This window comes from Rhizobium aethiopicum (assembly GCF_900094625.1).
Classification (GTDB): domain Bacteria; phylum Pseudomonadota; class Alphaproteobacteria; order Rhizobiales; family Rhizobiaceae; genus Rhizobium; species Rhizobium aethiopicum.
Genome location: NZ_FMAJ01000004.1, coordinates 74,148 through 91,119, shown reverse-complemented (window position 1 = coordinate 91,119; position 16,972 = coordinate 74,148). Strand labels below are relative to the sequence as shown.

The 16,972-nt window shown below is 63.0% G+C and carries 14 protein-coding genes; 6 read left to right on the top strand and 8 right to left on the bottom strand.

Translation table 11 applies throughout. From position 1 onward, the window contains the following. Positions 1-379: 379 nt before the first annotated feature. Positions 380-3,535: an efflux RND transporter permease subunit gene (locus GA0061105_RS10200; RefSeq protein ID WP_092749904.1), complete on the bottom strand. Its 3,156-nt coding sequence runs from the start codon at positions 3,533-3,535 to the stop codon at positions 380-382. Further along, positions 3,535-4,599: an efflux RND transporter periplasmic adaptor subunit gene (locus tag GA0061105_RS10195; RefSeq protein WP_092749902.1), complete on the bottom strand. Its 1,065-nt coding sequence runs from the start codon at positions 4,597-4,599 to the stop codon at positions 3,535-3,537. Before GA0061105_RS10195 ends, GA0061105_RS10200 begins: the two co-directional genes overlap by 1 nt. A gap of 227 nt (positions 4,600-4,826) precedes the next feature. Between GA0061105_RS10195 and GA0061105_RS10190 the strand changes: the two genes are divergently transcribed. The 3 genes from GA0061105_RS10190 to GA0061105_RS10180 all read left to right on the top strand — a co-directional run bounded on the left by GA0061105_RS10190 (position 4,827) and on the right by GA0061105_RS10180 (position 8,330). Then, positions 4,827-5,513 carry a response regulator gene (locus GA0061105_RS10190; RefSeq protein WP_092749900.1) on the top strand — a complete coding sequence of 229 codons (687 nt, stop codon included), beginning with the start codon at positions 4,827-4,829 and terminating at the stop codon, positions 5,511-5,513. Positions 5,514-5,515: 2 nt separating this feature from the next. After that, positions 5,516-6,775, top strand: a complete 1,260-nt coding sequence (locus GA0061105_RS10185) for a HAMP domain-containing sensor histidine kinase (RefSeq protein WP_092749899.1) — start codon at positions 5,516-5,518, stop codon at positions 6,773-6,775. A gap of 100 nt (positions 6,776-6,875) precedes the next feature. Beyond that, complete coding sequence (locus tag GA0061105_RS10180; protein WP_092749897.1) at positions 6,876-8,330, top strand: efflux transporter outer membrane subunit; 1,455 nt, start codon at positions 6,876-6,878, stop codon at positions 8,328-8,330. 17 nt (positions 8,331-8,347) lie between these two features. On the opposite strand, the gene GA0061105_RS10175 is transcribed toward GA0061105_RS10180, so the two are convergent. The 5 genes from GA0061105_RS10175 to GA0061105_RS10155 are packed head-to-tail and all read right to left on the bottom strand — an operon-like array spanning position 8,348 to position 14,258. Continuing rightward, the gene (locus GA0061105_RS10175) at positions 8,348-9,184 is read right to left on the bottom strand and encodes an HpcH/HpaI aldolase/citrate lyase family protein (protein WP_092749895.1); all 837 of its coding nucleotides are present in this window, start codon (positions 9,182-9,184) and stop codon (positions 8,348-8,350) included. Then, positions 9,181-9,633, bottom strand: a complete 453-nt coding sequence (locus GA0061105_RS10170) for a MaoC family dehydratase (RefSeq protein ID WP_092749893.1) — start codon at positions 9,631-9,633, stop codon at positions 9,181-9,183. The genes GA0061105_RS10175 and GA0061105_RS10170 overlap by 4 nt, the downstream gene beginning before the upstream one ends. Then, complete coding sequence (locus GA0061105_RS10165) at positions 9,633-11,498, bottom strand: acetyl/propionyl/methylcrotonyl-CoA carboxylase subunit alpha (RefSeq protein ID WP_092749891.1); 1,866 nt, start codon at positions 11,496-11,498, stop codon at positions 9,633-9,635. Before GA0061105_RS10165 ends, GA0061105_RS10170 begins: the two co-directional genes overlap by 1 nt. A gap of 7 nt (positions 11,499-11,505) precedes the next feature. Next, positions 11,506-13,116 carry a carboxyl transferase domain-containing protein gene (locus GA0061105_RS10160; protein WP_092749889.1) on the bottom strand — a complete coding sequence of 537 codons (1,611 nt, stop codon included), beginning with the start codon at positions 13,114-13,116 and terminating at the stop codon, positions 11,506-11,508. Then, complete coding sequence (locus GA0061105_RS10155; protein WP_092749887.1) at positions 13,113-14,258, bottom strand: isovaleryl-CoA dehydrogenase; 1,146 nt, start codon at positions 14,256-14,258, stop codon at positions 13,113-13,115. The genes GA0061105_RS10160 and GA0061105_RS10155 overlap by 4 nt, the downstream gene beginning before the upstream one ends. A 131-nt stretch (positions 14,259-14,389) precedes the next feature. Between GA0061105_RS10155 and GA0061105_RS10150 the strand changes: the two genes are divergently transcribed. Further along, positions 14,390-14,644: a type II toxin-antitoxin system prevent-host-death family antitoxin gene (locus tag GA0061105_RS10150; protein WP_092749885.1), complete on the top strand. Its 255-nt coding sequence runs from the start codon at positions 14,390-14,392 to the stop codon at positions 14,642-14,644. Between the two features lie 120 nt (positions 14,645-14,764). After that, positions 14,765-15,049 carry a hypothetical protein gene (locus GA0061105_RS10145; RefSeq protein ID WP_425348758.1) on the top strand — a complete coding sequence of 95 codons (285 nt, stop codon included), beginning with the start codon at positions 14,765-14,767 and terminating at the stop codon, positions 15,047-15,049. A 1-nt stretch (position 15,050) separates the two neighbouring features. On the opposite strand, the gene GA0061105_RS10140 is transcribed toward GA0061105_RS10145, so the two are convergent. Beyond that, positions 15,051-16,109: an AraC family transcriptional regulator gene (locus GA0061105_RS10140; protein WP_092750334.1), complete on the bottom strand. Its 1,059-nt coding sequence runs from the start codon at positions 16,107-16,109 to the stop codon at positions 15,051-15,053. Positions 16,110-16,191: 82 nt separating this feature from the next. On the opposite strand from GA0061105_RS10140, the gene GA0061105_RS10135 reads away from it, so the two are divergent. Continuing rightward, the gene (locus GA0061105_RS10135) at positions 16,192-16,959 is read left to right on the top strand and encodes an SDR family NAD(P)-dependent oxidoreductase (RefSeq protein ID WP_092749883.1); all 768 of its coding nucleotides are present in this window, start codon (positions 16,192-16,194) and stop codon (positions 16,957-16,959) included. Positions 16,960-16,972: the final 13 nt, after the last annotated feature.

Sequence of the window (16,972 nt, the reverse complement as noted above, 5' to 3'; positions counted from 1 at the left end):
GATATATTAGCCACTTCGAATTAACGAATTGTCTGGGGACGCAGGCCCCCAGGCAGGTAGCGAAAAAGCGCCAAGATGCGAGCAGGCCTCCATGTGTTTTCGCGAGCACGGGGCAAGGCCGCTACTATTCGATCCGCGACGGCCGGATTGTAATCGCTTCGCTCCGGGGGCGATCGGCCACCAGCGGCACCTTGCCCGAATTTCGAAGCGATGGAGCCATTGTCGAACGCATAGCAGGACGCGCAGGCGGCTTGTGGCCGCCTGCGGGGGAACACGTCCCGCGGCTTTGTTCCTGGGGAGGAACTCCACCGAAGAGGCTGCCGTCACCGACCGTTGCCCGGTGCGGGACCGTCTGCCCAATCGATTGGGCGAGCGGAGATCATCTCTGAGCGTGCCCCCGCCTTGATTGCTCGGGCTGGAAGGCGATGGCCGCGTGATCGTTAGAGGCCTGCGGTTTATCCTCGCCGATCTCCTGGACCAGACCGATCCGGAGCAGCAACCGTTTGAGCGCCTCGTCCAGGTCGTCGACGAAGGTGAAGATGACGGGGATGACGACGAGGCTGAGCAGCGTCGACATCATCACGCCGCCGATCACCACGATCGCCATCGGCTGCCGGAAGCTCGAATCGCCGCCGGTCAGGCTGAGAGCGACCGGAAGCATGCCGCAAGCCATCGCGATGGTAGTCATGACGATCGGCCGCGCGCGCTTGTGGCAGGCATCCACGAGTGCATCGAACCTGGACATGCCCTGGCGGCGCGACATGATCGCGTATTCGATCAGCAGGATCGAGTTCTTCGTCACCACGCCCATCAGCATGAGCAGCCCGATGACGGCGGCCAGCGAGAAGCTGGTCCCGGTCACCACCAGTGGCACGAGCGCACCGCCGAGCGAGAGCGGCAGAGCCATCAGCAGAGTGAGCGGCTGCAGGAAATCATGGAAGAGCAGGACAAGGACCGCGTAGATGCAGAAGACGCCGATCGCCATTGCCAGCGCGAAGCTCTGAAACAGTTCCGAGCTGCGCTGAAGTTCGCCCTGCTCGACAAGTGTGACGCCCGAGGGCAGATGCTGGAGCGCCGGCAGCGCCTGAGCCTCGCGATTGACGTCGCCGAGGATGCGGCCGTTGAGTTCGACCGATAGGGTGACGTTACGCATCCGGTCGATGCGGTCGATTTCGGAGGGGCTGCCGCCAATCCGGATATCGGCGATCGATCCGAGATCGACATTGCCGTTCGTGCCCGCCACCCGCATGCTCTTGATATCGTCAAGGCTGGTGCGCGACTCCGGGCTGAAGCGGACGACGATCGGAACCTGGCGCTGCGGCAGGTTGAGCTTCGGCAGACTGGCGGAATATTCGCCGTTCGTCGCCACGCGCGCGGCCTCGGCAATGGCGCTCGACGTCACCCCAAGCGCGGCCGCGCGCGCGAAGTCGGGGGTGATCTGGATCTCCGGCGCTTGCCTTGCCGCGGTCGATGTTACCGCTCCGATTCCGTTCAGCGTGCGAAGCTGCTCCTCGAGCGCCGTGCTCGCGCTGTCGAGGGCGTTGGCGTCGTCGCTGGCAAAGGTGATCTCCAGCTTGGTGCCGTTGGCGCCATTGCCGACTGCGACCCGCACGCCGGGAAGGACCGACAGAGCCTGCCGGATGTCGTTTTCGATTTCGGACTGCTTGCGGTCACGCTCGCCGATCGGCGACAGCACGGCGACGATCGTCGCGGATCCGACGCTACTCGTGGTGGAACCATCGACGGCGCCGCCGGAGGATGAGGACCCGACAGAGGAAAGGACATGCGTGACGTTCTCGAGTTTGCCGACGAGATCGGCGGCCTTCCTGGTCGCGGCGTCCGTTTGTTCGATCGTAGCTCCCGGCTGCATGGTCAGGGTGATCTGGGTGCGCGCGTCGTCCGAAGCCGGCAGGAAGCCGGATTTCAGCAGCGGAATGGTGGAGAGAGAAAGCGCGACCACAATGGCAGTCACGGCCACGGTGATCTTCCGGCGATTCATGGCGGCTTTCACGATTGCCAGATAGGCGCGCATGATGCGCCCATCCTTTTCCTCCGTCGGAGTGGCGGCCTTCATGAAATAGGCTGCCATCATCGGCGTCAGCAGGCGGGCAACGACGAGCGAGGCGAGAACGGCGACGGCGGCCGTGACCCCGAACTGGCGGAACAAAAGTCCCGGAATACCGCTCATGAAGGCCGTCGGCAGGAAGACCGCGACCAGCGTGAAGGTGGTTGCGATGACGGCGAGCCCGATCTCGTTGGCGGCTTCGAGGGCGGCATCGATCGGCCGCTTGCCCATCTGCAGGTGGCGGGCGATATTCTCGATCTCGACGATGGCGTCGTCGACGAGGATGCCGACCACCAGCGACAGCGCCAGCAGCGTGATGATATTAAGGCTGAAGCCGCAGAGGTACATGACGAGGAAGGTCGGGATCACGGACAAGGGCAGCGCCACGGCCGACAGGATCGTCGCGCGCCAGTCGCGAAGGAAGAGCCAGACGACGATGATCGCCAGGATCGCCCCTTCGTACAGCATGTGCATCGAACCATCGTAGTTGTCGATGATCGGCCCGATCGTGCTGTAGGCTTCGTCGATCTGGACATTGGAATGTTTTGCGGCAAACTGTTTCATGGCCTTGTCGACACCGCCGGCGACACCGCTGTCGGAAAAACCGTTCGAGCGCTTGATCTCGACGGCGATCACCGGTTTTCCGTCGAGATAGGCCATCGAAGACCGCTCCGCGAAACTGTCGGTGACGGATGCGACGTCGTCGAGACGAACCTGCTGGCCGTTGGCCAGGGGAATTCTGAGCCCCTTCAGATCGTCGACCGAGGCTACGGCGCCGAGCGTGCGCAAGGTTTGCCGAGTGCCGCCGATTTCGCCGAGACCGCCTGACGTATCCGCCTGCACGGCCTTCAGCTGCGACGACACGGTCGCTGCCGTGACCCCGAGCGACGCCATTGTCGCGGGATCGAGATCCACGTGAACTTCGCGGTCGATCCCGCCGATGCGGTTGACTTCCCCGACGCCGGGCACCGACAGCAGCGCCTTGGTCAGATCATTGTCGATAAACCACGAAAGCTCGGTTTCGTTGAGAGCAGTCGAGCGGACGGCATAGGTGACCAATGCCGAACTCTGCACCGTAACCTTGGTGACGACAGGCGTCTCCATCTGCGCCGGAAGATCGCCCTTTACGCTGTCGACGGCATTGCGGACTTCGTTGAGCGCCGCTTCGCTGTCCTTCTCCAGCTTGAAGGAAATCTTGATCGAAACACTGCCGTCGGTGATGGTCGTGGCGATATGATCGAGATAGCTCAAGGCGGCGAGGCTGTCTTCGATGGTGCGGGCGACCTCGGTCTCGAGCTGTGTCGGCGCTGCGCCGTCGAGCGTCGCCGTGACGCTGATCGTCGGAAGATCCATGTCGGGGAAGTTCTGAACCGCCAGTTTCTTGAAGGCGAGCAGCCCCCCGGCGGTCAGCATCACAAACAGCAATATTGCGGGGACAGGGTTGCGGATCGACCATGCCGAAAAATTCATCAGTTTTTCTCCGCGATCTTCACGAGATCATTGTCCGAGAGGAACGCGCCGCCCGAGGTCACCACCTTCGATGTGCGATCCATGCCCGAGACGATTTCCACCTCGCCATTGTTGCGACGGCCGGTTTCCACCCGGACCCTTTGCACCCGTTGATCCTCGCCTGCGGTGAAGACGTAACTGATCCCATCCCGGAACACGATTGCGGTCTCGGGCACGGTCAGAGCGGGCGAGGTCTCGAGCTCGATGTCGCCCGTGACATAAAGGCCCGTGCGCGGACGGGCGTCGCCCGGCAGCGTGACATAGACGATTGCCCGGCTGGTGTCGGTGCTGACCGATGGCCCGACAAGTCTCACCTTGCCTTCGATGGCGTGGCCTTCCGGCCCGTTGACCTTGACGCTCAGGCCTTCTGAAATGCGCGGGAGGTAACGCGAGGAAACCTCGGCCTGCCACTCGATCCGCTGCTGGCGAACCATGCGGAACAATTCGGTGCCGGCGGAGACGACAGCACCGAGATCGGCGGAACGCGAGGTGATGAGACCGTCGTCGACGGCCATAATGGTCGTCTGCGCAAGCTTGATCTTTTCGCTGTCGAGCGCGGCCTCTTCTGACGCAAGACTTGCCGTCGCCGTCTGTTCGTCGGCGAGATATTCGACGATCTTCTCGTCGGAGAGCGCCCCCGAGGGCTGCAGCTGCCGCGCCCGGTCGGCATTGGCTTTGGCCTTCGAAAGGCTTGCCTTGGCGGTCGCGACGGCGGCCTCCTGCTTGCGAAGATCGGCAAGCACGCTCTCCTGGGAAAGCCGGACGAGTGTCTGGCCCTTCGTGACCACGGATCCGACATCGACCAGAACATCGGTTATACGCAACCCGCTCGTCTCGGAGGCGATGACGGCTTCCTGCCATGGTTTCAGCCACCCGCTCGCCGGAACGGTTTCCGGCCAGTCCCGCTGCGCCGGCGCCGTGAGAGAGACGGTGAGGGCGGTTGCCGCGGCCTGTTCCGCGCGCACGGGTGAGACAAGCGCAGCCGCAACCACGGTGGCGGCGATCAGTCTGGACGGTTTTCTCAACGATGCACTCCTTGTGGTCAAGGCATCAGTGCCTTTCCCGATCGGCGCAGACTGAGGGATTGCCGCTCATGCACGGCAACCGGGTTTCATCGCGCCGACGATGTCATGGCAGGATAAGTACCGGGGCGAACGTTAAGTGCGGTCAAGTTAGTGTTAAGTTGGGTAAAACTTACCGCATGAGTTCGGTTGTGCTGTATGGCTTGCCCGATTGATAACGGATAACGCGAATGAACAAGGTTCTCCTGATCGACGACGATGCGGAGCTGACGACGCTTCTGCAGGAGTATCTGGTCGAAGAAGGATATGATGTCGTAACGGACACGGATGGCCGCGCCGCCATTGCAGCGGCGGCCGGTAATACGGTCGACATCATCGTGCTCGACATCATGATGCCCCGCATGAACGGGATCGAAGTTCTTCAAAGGATCAGGAAACTGAGCCAGGTCCCCGTTCTGATGCTGACGGCCAGGGGCGATGATGTGGACCGGATATCGGGCCTCAATCTCGGCGCCGACGATTATGTGCCGAAGCCGTGCTCGCCGGGCGAGCTTGCGGCGAGGCTACGCGCTATCCTGCGCCGCGCAGGTCAGCCGGCGGCAGGCGTATCGACCGACACGGTCAGGGCGGGGCAACTCGTGATCCATCCGGGCAGCAGGCTTGCCGAGTGGCGCGGTGAAACCCTTGATCTGACCGGCACAGAGTTCAGCCTGCTCGAGGTTCTCGCCCGCAGCGCCGGCCAGCTCGTGTCGAAACAGGATATTTCGAAGCGGGCCTTCGGCAAGCCGCTCACGCCGTTCGACCGCCGGATCGACGTCCATATCAGCAGCGTACGTCAGAAGCTCGGACTGAGGGAGGACGGACAATCCTGGATCCAGTCCGTTCGCGGCCAGGGCTATCAACTTCTCGTGGACTGACCATGCCCCGGCTTTTCTGGAAGTTCTTCGCGATCATCTGGCTGGCGCTGACCACGACGGTCGGCGTGATCATCCTGCTCGTCAATTTTCTCCAGGGCGTTCCTTTTGCGCGGGAACTGGAACAGGAGCGACGTTCGATCGCGTTGAACCTGACCGCAAATGTGCTTGCGAGGGACGGCGAGGACGCGGCAACATATTTCGTGCGTTCAAGCGATGAGACGCTGCCGCACGGTCTGACCATTTCCAGAACCGCTAAGCCCGAGGCCTGTTCGGATCCGAAGGCGGCTGATACGCGATCCGTTCTGAAGGAGGGGATCTGCTATCGGATATTCCTGCCAGCCCCTCCCACTTTCACCTTCGAGAATTTTGGCCCGTTTCTGCCGTGGCTCACGATCCTGATCTCCAGCACGATATCCGCCTGGGCACTGGCACGATACCTCATCCGGCCCGTGGTGCATTTGCGCGATGGCTTGAGCGCGCTTGCGCATGGCCGCTTCGACTTCCGCATCGGCGACAAGATGGCCGGCCGGAAGGACGAGGTGACAGCGCTTGCCCATGACTTCGACTCGAGCGCCGCACGGCTTCAGGAACTTCAGGACGCGCAGCAGAGGCTATTTCACGACGTTTCTCATGAACTGCGTTCGCCTTTGTCCCGGCTGCAGGCCGCCGTCGGGGTGCTCCGGCAGAGTCCGGCCAAACTTGGCGCCATGCTGGATCGCATGGACCGGGAAGTCGAACGGCTCGACGTGCTGGTGGGAGAGGTTCTGACGCTTGCCAGGCTGACGGCGGGATCCGGCCTGCCGCTGAAGACGCAGACCGTCGATGTCATCGAGTTGTTGAATGAAATCCTCGGTGATGCGGCCTTCGAAGCCCAGGCACGGGAGGTCTCGATCACGACGAGCGTCGCGGGGGTCTTCCGAGCCGAGGTCGAAGGCGAGCTGATCTACCGGGCGCTGGAAAATGTCGTTCGCAACGCGGTCAAATACACGGCCGAGCATTCGTTCATATCCGTCTCCTGCGAGACAGCTGCCGACCGCATCAAGATCTGCGTCACGGATCAGGGGCCAGGCGTCAAACGGGACGAACTCGAACGGATCTTCCAGCCGTTCTCACGCGGGAAAGAGGCGGTGCCGAGAGGCGGATACGGCCTCGGCCTCGCCATCACCAGGCAAGCTATCGAACGCCATGGCGGGCGTGTGCATGCGTCGTTGCCGGAGGCGGGGGGGCTGGCGATCACACTGGAGCTTCCCAGAAAGCGCTGATCCCTTCTGCCGAGTTTTACCTAACTTTACAGTTTCTTAACCGCCATTAACGCTGGCGTCGCTAAGCCTGAACCCACGATCCCCGTTCGGAGGCTTCCCCGTGAGTACGTCGCTTCGCACAAGATTATCGTCCCTCCGCTACGCCGCATCCGCTTTCACACTGCTGCTGACGGGCTGCGTCAGCGGCCCCGATCACGTTCCCCCTGATATGCCGCTTCCCGCGAAATTCGTGGAGGGGGGTAACAAGAGCAACGGCGATGTCGCGACGGCAGAGTGGTGGACGGCCTATCGCGACAAGAAGCTCGACGGGCTGGTCGCTTACGGCCTCAGCGACAATCTCGATGTGCTGCAGGCGCTCGAGAGCATCAATTCGGCTTCTGCCAACGTGACGGTTGCCGGTGCCGGCGCTCTGCCGCGTCTGACGATCGACGGATCGCATACTCTGTCCGGCGAAAAGGGGCGGCTGCGCACGACGGTTGGCACCACGAACACGACGGGCGGCGATGTCGGTCTGTCCTGGCTGCTCGACGTCTTCGGCCAGTACCGTCGCTCGAAGGAGAGCGCGATTGCTTCACTCGGAGCCGCTTATGCGACGGCCGACAATGCGAAGCTCACCTTTCTGAAAGACCTGGTCGAGAGTTATATCGACGCCCGCTACTATCAGGAGCGGATTGCGCTCTCACAGGCGAATTTGAAGTCCCGTCAGCAGACTTACGAACTCACGCAGCTGCAGCTGAAAGCCGGTGCGGCCTCCCGCCTCGACGTCGTTCAGGCCGAGGGCCTGGTACAGTCGACAAAGGCCGACATTCCCGGCCTCGAACAGAGTTTTACCGAATCGGCCCATCACATTGCCACTCTGCTCGGAATGCCGGCGGCGGCTTCGCTGACGGACGAGCTGCGCAAGAATGCAGGCCAGCCGGTCTTCCGCGGCGACATTCGTGCCGGCATTCCGGCCGATCTCATTCGCAACCGTCCCGATATAAGAAAGGCCGAACGCGAGCTTGCGGCGGCGGTGGCCGATATCGGTGCAGCCGAAGCCCAGCTCTACCCGTCTATCTCGCTCTCCGGCTCGATTTCGCCGAGCTGGGTCAAATCCTCGGGCGCGAGCGGCGCAAGCCTGACCAGCTGGTCGTTCGGACCGACGCTCAACCTGCCGATTTTCGATGGCGGCAAGTTGCGGGCCAATGTCGATATCGAGAAATCCGATGCCAGAACTCAATATCTCGCGTGGAAGGCGACGGTGCTGAACGGAGTCGAAGAGGTCGAGAATGCGCTTGCGGCCGTTCGCCACGATACGCAGACGCTGGGACCGTTGCGCAGACAGGTGCAGACCGCGCAGGAAGCACTGGCGCTTTCGACCACGAGCTACAAGGATGGCGCCTCGTCGCTGCTCGACGTTCTGGACGCGCAGCGGTCGGTCTCAGATGCTCAGGAAAGCCTTGCAACCACCGTGCAGCAGGTCGCGAAGGATTATGTGGACCTCTATGTCGCCATCGGCGCCGGTTACCTGGAGCCGGAGCAGGCAGCCTCCAGGCAAACGGCAAAGTCGGGCTAATTCGCCGTAGCTTCGGCCTATTGTCCGGCGCTTTCCAGAATGCGCAGCGCAAGTTTGAGATGCGGCAGGTCAAGCATGCGTCCGTCAAGCTGGATGACGCCGGCGTCTGGCCTGGCGGCAAAGGCGGCGGCGACTTTCTCGGCCCAGGCGACCTCGGAGGCGTCAGGCGTGAAAGCGTGATTGATTGCTTCGACCTGACTTGGATGAATGGCCATCATGCCGGAAAAACCGTCGCGCCGGGCGCGGCCGAGGTAGGCCCTGAGACCGCTGAGATCGCGAAAATCCGGATAGACGGTTTCTATTGCCGGAACGGCGGCGGCATGGGCTGCGAATAGGGTCAGCGAGCGGGCAAGCTCGTAAGGCGGGGTATAACGGCCGTCCGTCCGTCGCGCGGTCGAAGCCCCGATCGCGGCGGGCAGATCTTCGGCGCCCCAGGTCAGACCGCAAAGGTTCGCCGAGACCTCGCGGTAGCTGCCGATCTCGAAGATCGCCGACGGCGTTTCGGTCGCGATCGGCAGGATGGGAATGGCGGAGGCAAGCGCGCCTGCGAGCGTGAGCACGGAAGCGGCACCCTCGGCTTTCGGCAGCATGACGGCGAAAGGATGAAGGTCGTTCAGGGCGGCAAGATCGGCTTCGAATTCGGGGGAGGTGAGGGGATTGACGCGGATCAGCAGAGCGGTCTCGCCGGTATGGGCGAGGGCGAATTCGTGTACAGCCGCCCTTGCTCTTGGCTTATTGGTAGGCGCGACCGAATCTTCCAGATCGAGAATGACGGCATCGGCGCCCGAGGCGAGCGCCTTTTCGAAACGCTCCGGCCGGTCGCCGGGCACGAAAAGCAGCGAGCGCAGCCTCATGACGGCTTGACCTTCAGCATCGCCGTGCGCAGGCATTGGCAGACGATCTCGTCACGCTGGTTCAACGTGACATGCCCGAAAGTGATGATGCCGGCATCGGGGCGGGAGTTCGAGCGGCGCAGCTGCGTCACCTCGGTTTCCACCCGCAGCGTATCGCCGATGAAAACCGGCTTCGGCATCGTCACCTTGTCATAGCCGAGATTGGCGACGAGCGTGCCAAGCGTGGTGTCGCCGACCGACAGGCCGATGGTGAGCGCAAAGGTGAAAGTGCCGTTGACGACGATCCGGCCGAACTCGGTGCCGGTGGCATAATCGGCATCGAGATGCAGCGGCTGCGGATTGTGGGAAAGCGTGGTGAACAGCAGGTTATCGGTCTCGGTGACCGTGCGGCGGATCTCGTGGGCGATGCGGTCGCCGACTGTCCATTCGTCGAAATAGCGGCCGGCCATCACGCTTGCTCCTTCATCACGGTGACAACAAGCTGGTTTTCCGAAACCCGGCCCCCCGTGGAAACCTGCAATTTCCCAACGATGCCGTCGAAGGGCGCGCGCAGCGTATGTTCCATCTTCATTGCTTCAACCGTCAGCAGACGATCCCCCTTGGCAACAGTGTCGCCTTCGGCGACATCGACCGATATGACGAGTCCGGGCATGGGCGAAAGGATGGCGCCGTCGCCCGAACCCTGGCTTGCCTCGACCTCGCCCGCATGGGGCAGGCCGATCGGCCAGGCATTGCCGGCGTCGAAAAGCACGGTCTTCTCGTCGACCTCGACGGAATTCGCCTCAAGGTCGGGGCGCACGCGCCCCCAGTGGAGGTGGCCGTCGATGCGCACCCGAACGCGGCCGTCGCCTGGCCCGGCGATGCGAAAACCGGTCAGCACCGACCAGGGATCCCCGTTCGCGGCCTTCGAAAGTGCCGTTGCCGCTTTGTCGATTGCCGTCTCATCCGGCTCCGTCGCCACAAGGCTTTCACCGTGGCGGTCGAGGAAGCCGGTATCGATCCGGGCGGCGCGAAAATCGGGGTCGGCGGCGACGCGGGCGAGAAGGCCGGCATTGGATCTGACCGGCCAGACCTCGATGCCGGCACAGGCGGCGGCGAGCCTCGACAGTGCGGCCTCCCGGTTCGGCCCGTGCGCGATGATCTTGGCGATCATCGGATCGTAAAAGGCGGTGATCTCGTCGCCCTGTTCGACGCCGCTATCGACCCGGACTGTTTTCGGAAGTTTCAGATGTTCGAGCCTTCCGGTCGAGGGCAGGTAGCCGGCGGCGGGATTTTCGGCATAGAGCCGGGCTTCGATGGCCCAGCCGCTCATGGTGATTTCGCCCTGGCTTCTCGGCAGCGGCTCGCCGCTTGCGACCGTCAATTGCCAGAGCACCAGATCCTCGCCGGTGATTGCTTCGGTCACGGGGTGTTCCACCTGCAGACGTGTGTTCATTTCCATGAACCAGATCCGGTCGGGACGCAGACCTTGAGAGGCATCGGCGATGAATTCGATCGTGCCGGCGCCGACATAGTTCACCGCTTTTGCCGCCTTCACCGCTGCATCGCAGATCGCCGCCCGGGTGGCGGTATCGATCCCAGGCGCTGGGGCTTCCTCGATGACTTTCTGGTGCCGGCGCTGCAGCGAACAGTCGCGTTCGAAGAGGTGGACGCAGTTGCCGTGCTGGTCGGCAAAAACCTGCACCTCGATATGACGCGGATTGGCGATATAGCGCTCGATCAGGACGCGATCATCGCCGAAGGAAGCGGCTGCCTCGCGGCGGCAGGAGGAAAGCAGCTCGCTGAAATCCTGCGGGCGGTCGACGCGGCGCATGCCCTTGCCGCCGCCGCCGGCGACGGCCTTGATGAGGACGGGAAAACCGATGGCCGCAGCCTCGGCGGCGAGCTTTTCCTGGCTCTGGTCCGGCCCGAGGTAACCGGGCGTGACCGGCACGCCGGCTGCCTGCATCAGTTCCTTTGCGGCGTCCTTCAGCCCCATCGCCCGAATTGCGGACGGGGGCGCGCCGACCCAGATGATGCCGGCCTTCTCGACCGCTTCGGCAAATTCGGCATTCTCAGACAGGAAACCATAGCCAGGATGGATGGCGGCCGCGCCGGTTTTGCGGGCGGCTTCCAGGATACGCTCCTGCGACAGATAGCTTTCGCGGGCCGGCGGTGGCCCGATGGCGATCGCTTCGTCGGCTTCTTTGACGAAGGGCAGGCCGGCATCGGCCTCGGAATAGACAGCGATGGTGCGGATGCCGGCGGTCTTTGCCGTGCGGATGATGCGGCGGGCGATTTCGCCTCTGTTGGCGATGAGCAGGCTTTCCATCATTGCCGCCTCACATTCGAAACAGGCCGAAGCGCGGCGCTTTCGGGATCGGTGCATTCAGGCAGGCTGAGAAAGCAAGGCCGAGTACATCCCTCGTCTGGCTGGGATCGATGATGCCGTCGTCCCAGAGGCGGGCGGTGGCATAATAGGGACTGCCCTCCGCCTCGTAGCCGGCGCGGATCGGCGCCTTGAAAGCTTCCTCCTCATCGGCCGGCCAATTCTCTCCGCGCGCCTCCAGCGCATCGCGGCGGATGGTGGCGAGCACGGAGGCCGCCTGTTCACCGCCCATGACGCTGATGCGGCTGTTTGGCCAGGTGAAGAGGAAACGCGGGCGATAGGCGCGGCCGCACATGCCGTAATTGCCGGCGCCGAAGCTGCCGCCGATGATGACGGTGATCTTCGGCACGGTCGCGGTGGCGACCGCCGTCACCAGCTTTGCCCCATCCTTGGCGATGCCGCCGGCCTCATAGCGGCCGCCGACCATGAAGCCGGAGATGTTCTGCAGAAACAGCAGCGGCACGCGGCGCTGGCAGGCGAGCTCGATGAAATGCGCGCCCTTCAGTGCGCTTTCGGAAAAAAGCACGCCGTTATTGGCGATGACGGCGACCGGCATGCCCCAGATGCGGGCGAAGCCGCAGATGAGCGTGGTGCCGTAGAGCGGCTTGAACTCGTGCAGTTCGGAGCCGTCGACGATCCGGCCGATCACCTCGCGCACGTCATAGGGCGAGCGCACATCGTCCGGAATGATGCCGTGGAGGTCGTCGACGTCGAGCTTCGGCGGCCGCGGAGGCTGGATGTCGATATCGACCGATTTGACGCTGTTGAGGCTGGCGACGATATCGCGCACCAGAAGCAGCGCATGCTCATCATTTTCGGCGACATGATCGACGACGCCGGAACGGCGACCATGGGTCTCTGCGCCTCCGAGCTCTTCGGCCGAGATGATCTCGCCGGTCGCGGCTTTGACCAGCGGGGGGCCGGCAAGGAAGATCGTGCCCTGATTGCGCACGATTACCGTCTCATCAGACATGGCGGGCACATAGGCACCACCGGCCGTGCAGCTTCCCATGACGCAGGCGATCTGCGGAATGCCTTCGGCGGACATCTGCGCCTGGTTGTAGAAGATCGCGCCGAAATGGTCGCGGTCTGGAAAGACTTCGGCCTGATGCGGAAGATTGGCGCCGCCGCTATCGACCAGATAGAGGCAGGGCAGCCGGTTCTGCAGGGCGATCTCCTGCGCCCTGAGATGCTTCTTCACCGTCAGCGGGTAATAGGCGCCGCCTTTCACCGTCGCGTCATTGGCGACAATCATCACCTCGCGACCGCAAACGCGGCCGATGCCCGCGATGATGCCGGCGCCCGGCGCCTCGCCACCATACATGCCGTTGGCGGCCAGCGCGCCGATTTCCAGGAAAGGGCTGCCGGCGTCGAGCAGCAACTGGATGCGGTCACGCGGCAGGAGCTTGCCCTTGCCGGTATGGCGCTCGCGCGCCGTCTGTGATCCGCCCTCGCGCGCTTTGCCTGAACGTTCGTAGAGCTCGGCGACGAGGGCCTTGTTCTTGGCGGTATTGGCTTTGAAGCTTTCGCTGTCGCGATCGATCGCAGTCGAAATCACCGTCATGAGGAAATGAGCTCCCGACCGATCAGATAGCGGCGGATTTCATTCGTGCCGGCCCCGATATCGTAGAGCTTGGCGTCGCGCAGGAAGCGCTCGACCGGCCATTCCTTGGTATAGCCGGCGCCGCCAAGCGCCTGGATTGCTTCCAGCGACACCTTCACGGCATTCTCGCTGGCAAAAAGGATCGCGGCGGCCGCATCAGTGCGTGTCGCGCGGCCGGCATCGCAGGCCCGCGCCACGGAATAAACATAGGCGCGGGCCGAATTCAGTGCCACATACATGTCGGCAATCTTGCCCTGCATCAGCTGGAAGTCGCCGATCGCCTTGCCGAACTGCTTGCGCTCGCGCACATAGGGTAGCACCACGTCGAGACAGGCCTGCATGATGCCGAGTGGGCCAGCGGCAAGCACGGCGCGTTCGTAATCGAGGCCGGACATCAGGATTTTTACGCCTTGTCCCTCCCGTCCCATCAGTGCCTCGGCCGGTACCTCGCAATCCTGAAAGACCAGTTCGGCCGTGTCGCTGCCGCGCATGCCGAGCTTGGAAAGCTTGTTAGAGACGCTGAAGCCGGGCAGGCCTTTTTCGATGATGAAGGCGGAAATGCCTTTCGGGCCGGCGGCCGGATCGGTCTTGGCATAGACGACGAGCACATCGGCATGCGGCGCATTGGTGATCCAGAACTTCGTACCGTTCAGAATATAGCGGTCGCCCTTTTGCTCTGCACGCAACCGCATTGAGACGACATCGGAGCCGGCGCCAACCTCCGACATGGCGAGCGAGCCAACATGTTCGCCGGAAATCAGTTTCGGCAGATGGCGGCGTTTCTGCTCCGGCGAGGCCCAGCGGCGGATCTGATTGACGCAGAGATTGGAGTGGGCGCCGTAGCTTAAGCCGACCGAAGCCGAGGCGCGCGAGACCTCCTCCATGGCGACGACATGCTCGAGATAACCGAGACCGGCGCCGCCGAACTCTTCCTCAACGGTGATCCCATGCAGGCCGAGTGCGCCCATCTGAGGCCAGAGCTGGCGTGGAAACGTGTTGCTTTCGTCGATCTCCGCAGCCAGCGGAGAAATATGGTCGGCGGCAAATCGCGCCGTCGTGTCGCGGATCGCATCCGCGGTTTCGCCGAGCGAAAAATCGAACATGGCAATCCTCCCGCTGAAATATGTAGCGCGGGTTGCGGCAGGTTCAAAGTGCCTCCGAATAATGGGTATAAGACTCCATTTTCTAGAAATATGGAAATCATGGAATATATGGAAATCAAATAGGAGACACTATTCGATGCGACACGGGTGATCTCAACAAACAGGTCGGTGACGTCACCGATGCCGCAAGCCGCGAACCGGTCGTTCTTACCCGCCACAACAAGCCGCGTTTTGTGCTGATGAGTTATGAGCATTATGAGCGCCTGCGCAGTGGCACAGATCCGCGCCGCGCCCATGCCGCCTCGGAGATGCCGGGCGCGCATGCCGAGTTGTTTGGTGATGTTGAGCGGCTGGCAAAGGGCGAAGGCTACGACGATGAGACATGAGTTCGTCCTGGCGAGCTGATAATCTATCCCTATCTCTGGGCATGGCAGCAGCAACGTGGCGAGACTGAGGGACGAAACAGCGGCCGGTCTGTGTCGTGATTGCAATCCGCAGTGCCAGTGATGGAAATACGCACCTCGTCCTGCTGGCAATTACCCCACCGCCGCAGCCGGGGAGGGTTGCCCCTGGAAATCCCCGATATCGAGCGCCGACGGGCCGGTCTTGGAGATCTCAAGCAGAGCTGGATCGTCGTTGACGAATACAATTACGACATCGTCGAGCACTCCTGGTACATCGAGCCTCATCAACAGGCCCTCGGTCGCTTCAGCAAATCCTTTATGATGAAGATTGCCGCCATGTTCTCGAAGGCGCGAAGTCAGTCGGGTGGGGTTAAGCGTCTCGAGTGATCTATGTTGAATTCTCCGCATCCTCTCGCCGGAATGCCTCGGGGCTTTTGCCCATCCATTTCCGGAAGGCGCGAAAGAAGGCGCTGTGTTCGGAATAGCCGAGCTGCAGGGCGATTTCGCCGATCGTTTTCGAGGTATTCAGCAGTAATTCGACCGCGAGGTCCCGGCGGATGTCGTCCTTGATCGCGGCGTAGCTTTGTCCTTCGTCGTGCAAGCGGTGGCGCAGCGTTGAAGGCCGCATGCGCATCTCGGCGGCAAGTTCGGCGAAACTTCGCCAAGCAGCAGGCGTTGCCTGGCTCAAGCGCCGGCGCACAGCGGCGGCGATGCCGGCGTCGTAGCGATAGCGCACCAGAATATTGGCGGGCGCGCCGCGCAGGAACTGTTTAAGCGCCTGTTCGCTGCGTGAAATCGGCAGGTCCAGCATGACGCTGTCGAAGCCGAGGCGGCTGATGGCTTGCGAGAAGCGCACTGGCGCCCCGAAGAACAGTCGGTAGTCGGCGCCTTGTTTCGGCTCGGCACAGCGGAAATCGACGAGCCGGATCGGGAAGCGGCGGCCGACCAGCCAGCAGATGATGCCGTGCAGGATGATCCAGTAGGTGCGGTAGGCGAAGGCCGAGCGCGCGCTGCCGGCATCCCTGAGTTCGATCTCGGCCAGACCGTCGCGGATGACAAGCCGTCCTCTGGGATCGTCGAGCACGACATCGAGAAAACGCAGCGCCCGGCGTAGCGCCTGACCAAGCGTCGGCGCATGCAGCACGCAGTGGCAGAGCAGCGTGAAGCTACCGCTGCGCATCGGCCGGCCGCTCATGCCGAAGAATTCGTCGTCAAGCTCGGCGGCAATTGCCAGCCAGAGCGCGCCATAGGTCTCGGCAGACACCGGCTGATCGACAACCGCCGGCAAGCCGACCCGCGCAAGGATCGGCGCCGTCGGCTTGCCGAGCCGCCGCAGGCTGTCGAGCGCCTCCTCGACGAAGCCCGGTGCGATCATGCGTCGCTCGATCTCGGCCATTCCAACCCCGCTATGGCAAAACTGGCCGAAATAATGGAGCAGTTCTGTCATCGCTTGCAATAGGCTGAGCGCATAGAATCCTGTCTGCCGGCAATGTCTGGAGGAGATGGCCGGCGGCGAGGAGAAGAGATCCATGCTGATCCGCGGCGCAAGTTTCATCGTGACGGGAGGCGGCTCCGGGTTGGGTGCGGCGACCGCACGCATGTTCGTCGAGGCCGGCGGGCGCGTGACGATCGCCGATCTCAATGTTGAGGCGGGCGAGGGTATCGCTCGGGAGTTCGGCAGCGAGGCCCGCTTCGTCAAGGCCGATGTGAGCGACGGCGAGGCGGGAGCAGCCGTGGTCGCCGCAGCGCTCGAAGCCTTCGGCAGCGTGCGCGGGCTGGTCAATTGCGCCGGCGTGGCGCCGGCTGAAAAGGTGATCGGCCGCGACGGTCCGCACCGGCTGGAGAGTTTTGCGCGCACCGTCGGCATCAATCTCATCGGTACCTTCAATATGATCCGGCTTGCCGCCGCGGCGATCAAGAGTGCGGAGCCGGATGGCGAAGGCGAACGCGGCGTCATTGTCAATACGGCCTCGGTTGCCGCCTTCGACGGCCAGATCGGCCAGGCCGCCTATGCCGCCTCCAAAGGCGGGGTGGCGGCGATGACATTACCGATCGCCCGCGAGCTTGCCCGTCACGGCATTCGCGTCGTGTCGATCGCGCCCGGCATCTTCGAGACGCCGATGATGGCAGGCATGCCGGCCGAAGTTCAGGCGGCACTCGGCCAGAGCGTGCCCTTTCCGCCGCGGCTCGGCCGGCCGGCTGAATTTGCTGCGCTGGTGCGCCATATGTTTGAAAACAACATGCTGAACGGCGAGGTCATCCGCCTCGACGGCGCATTGCGGATGGGCGCGCGTTAAGCGTGACGCCCAA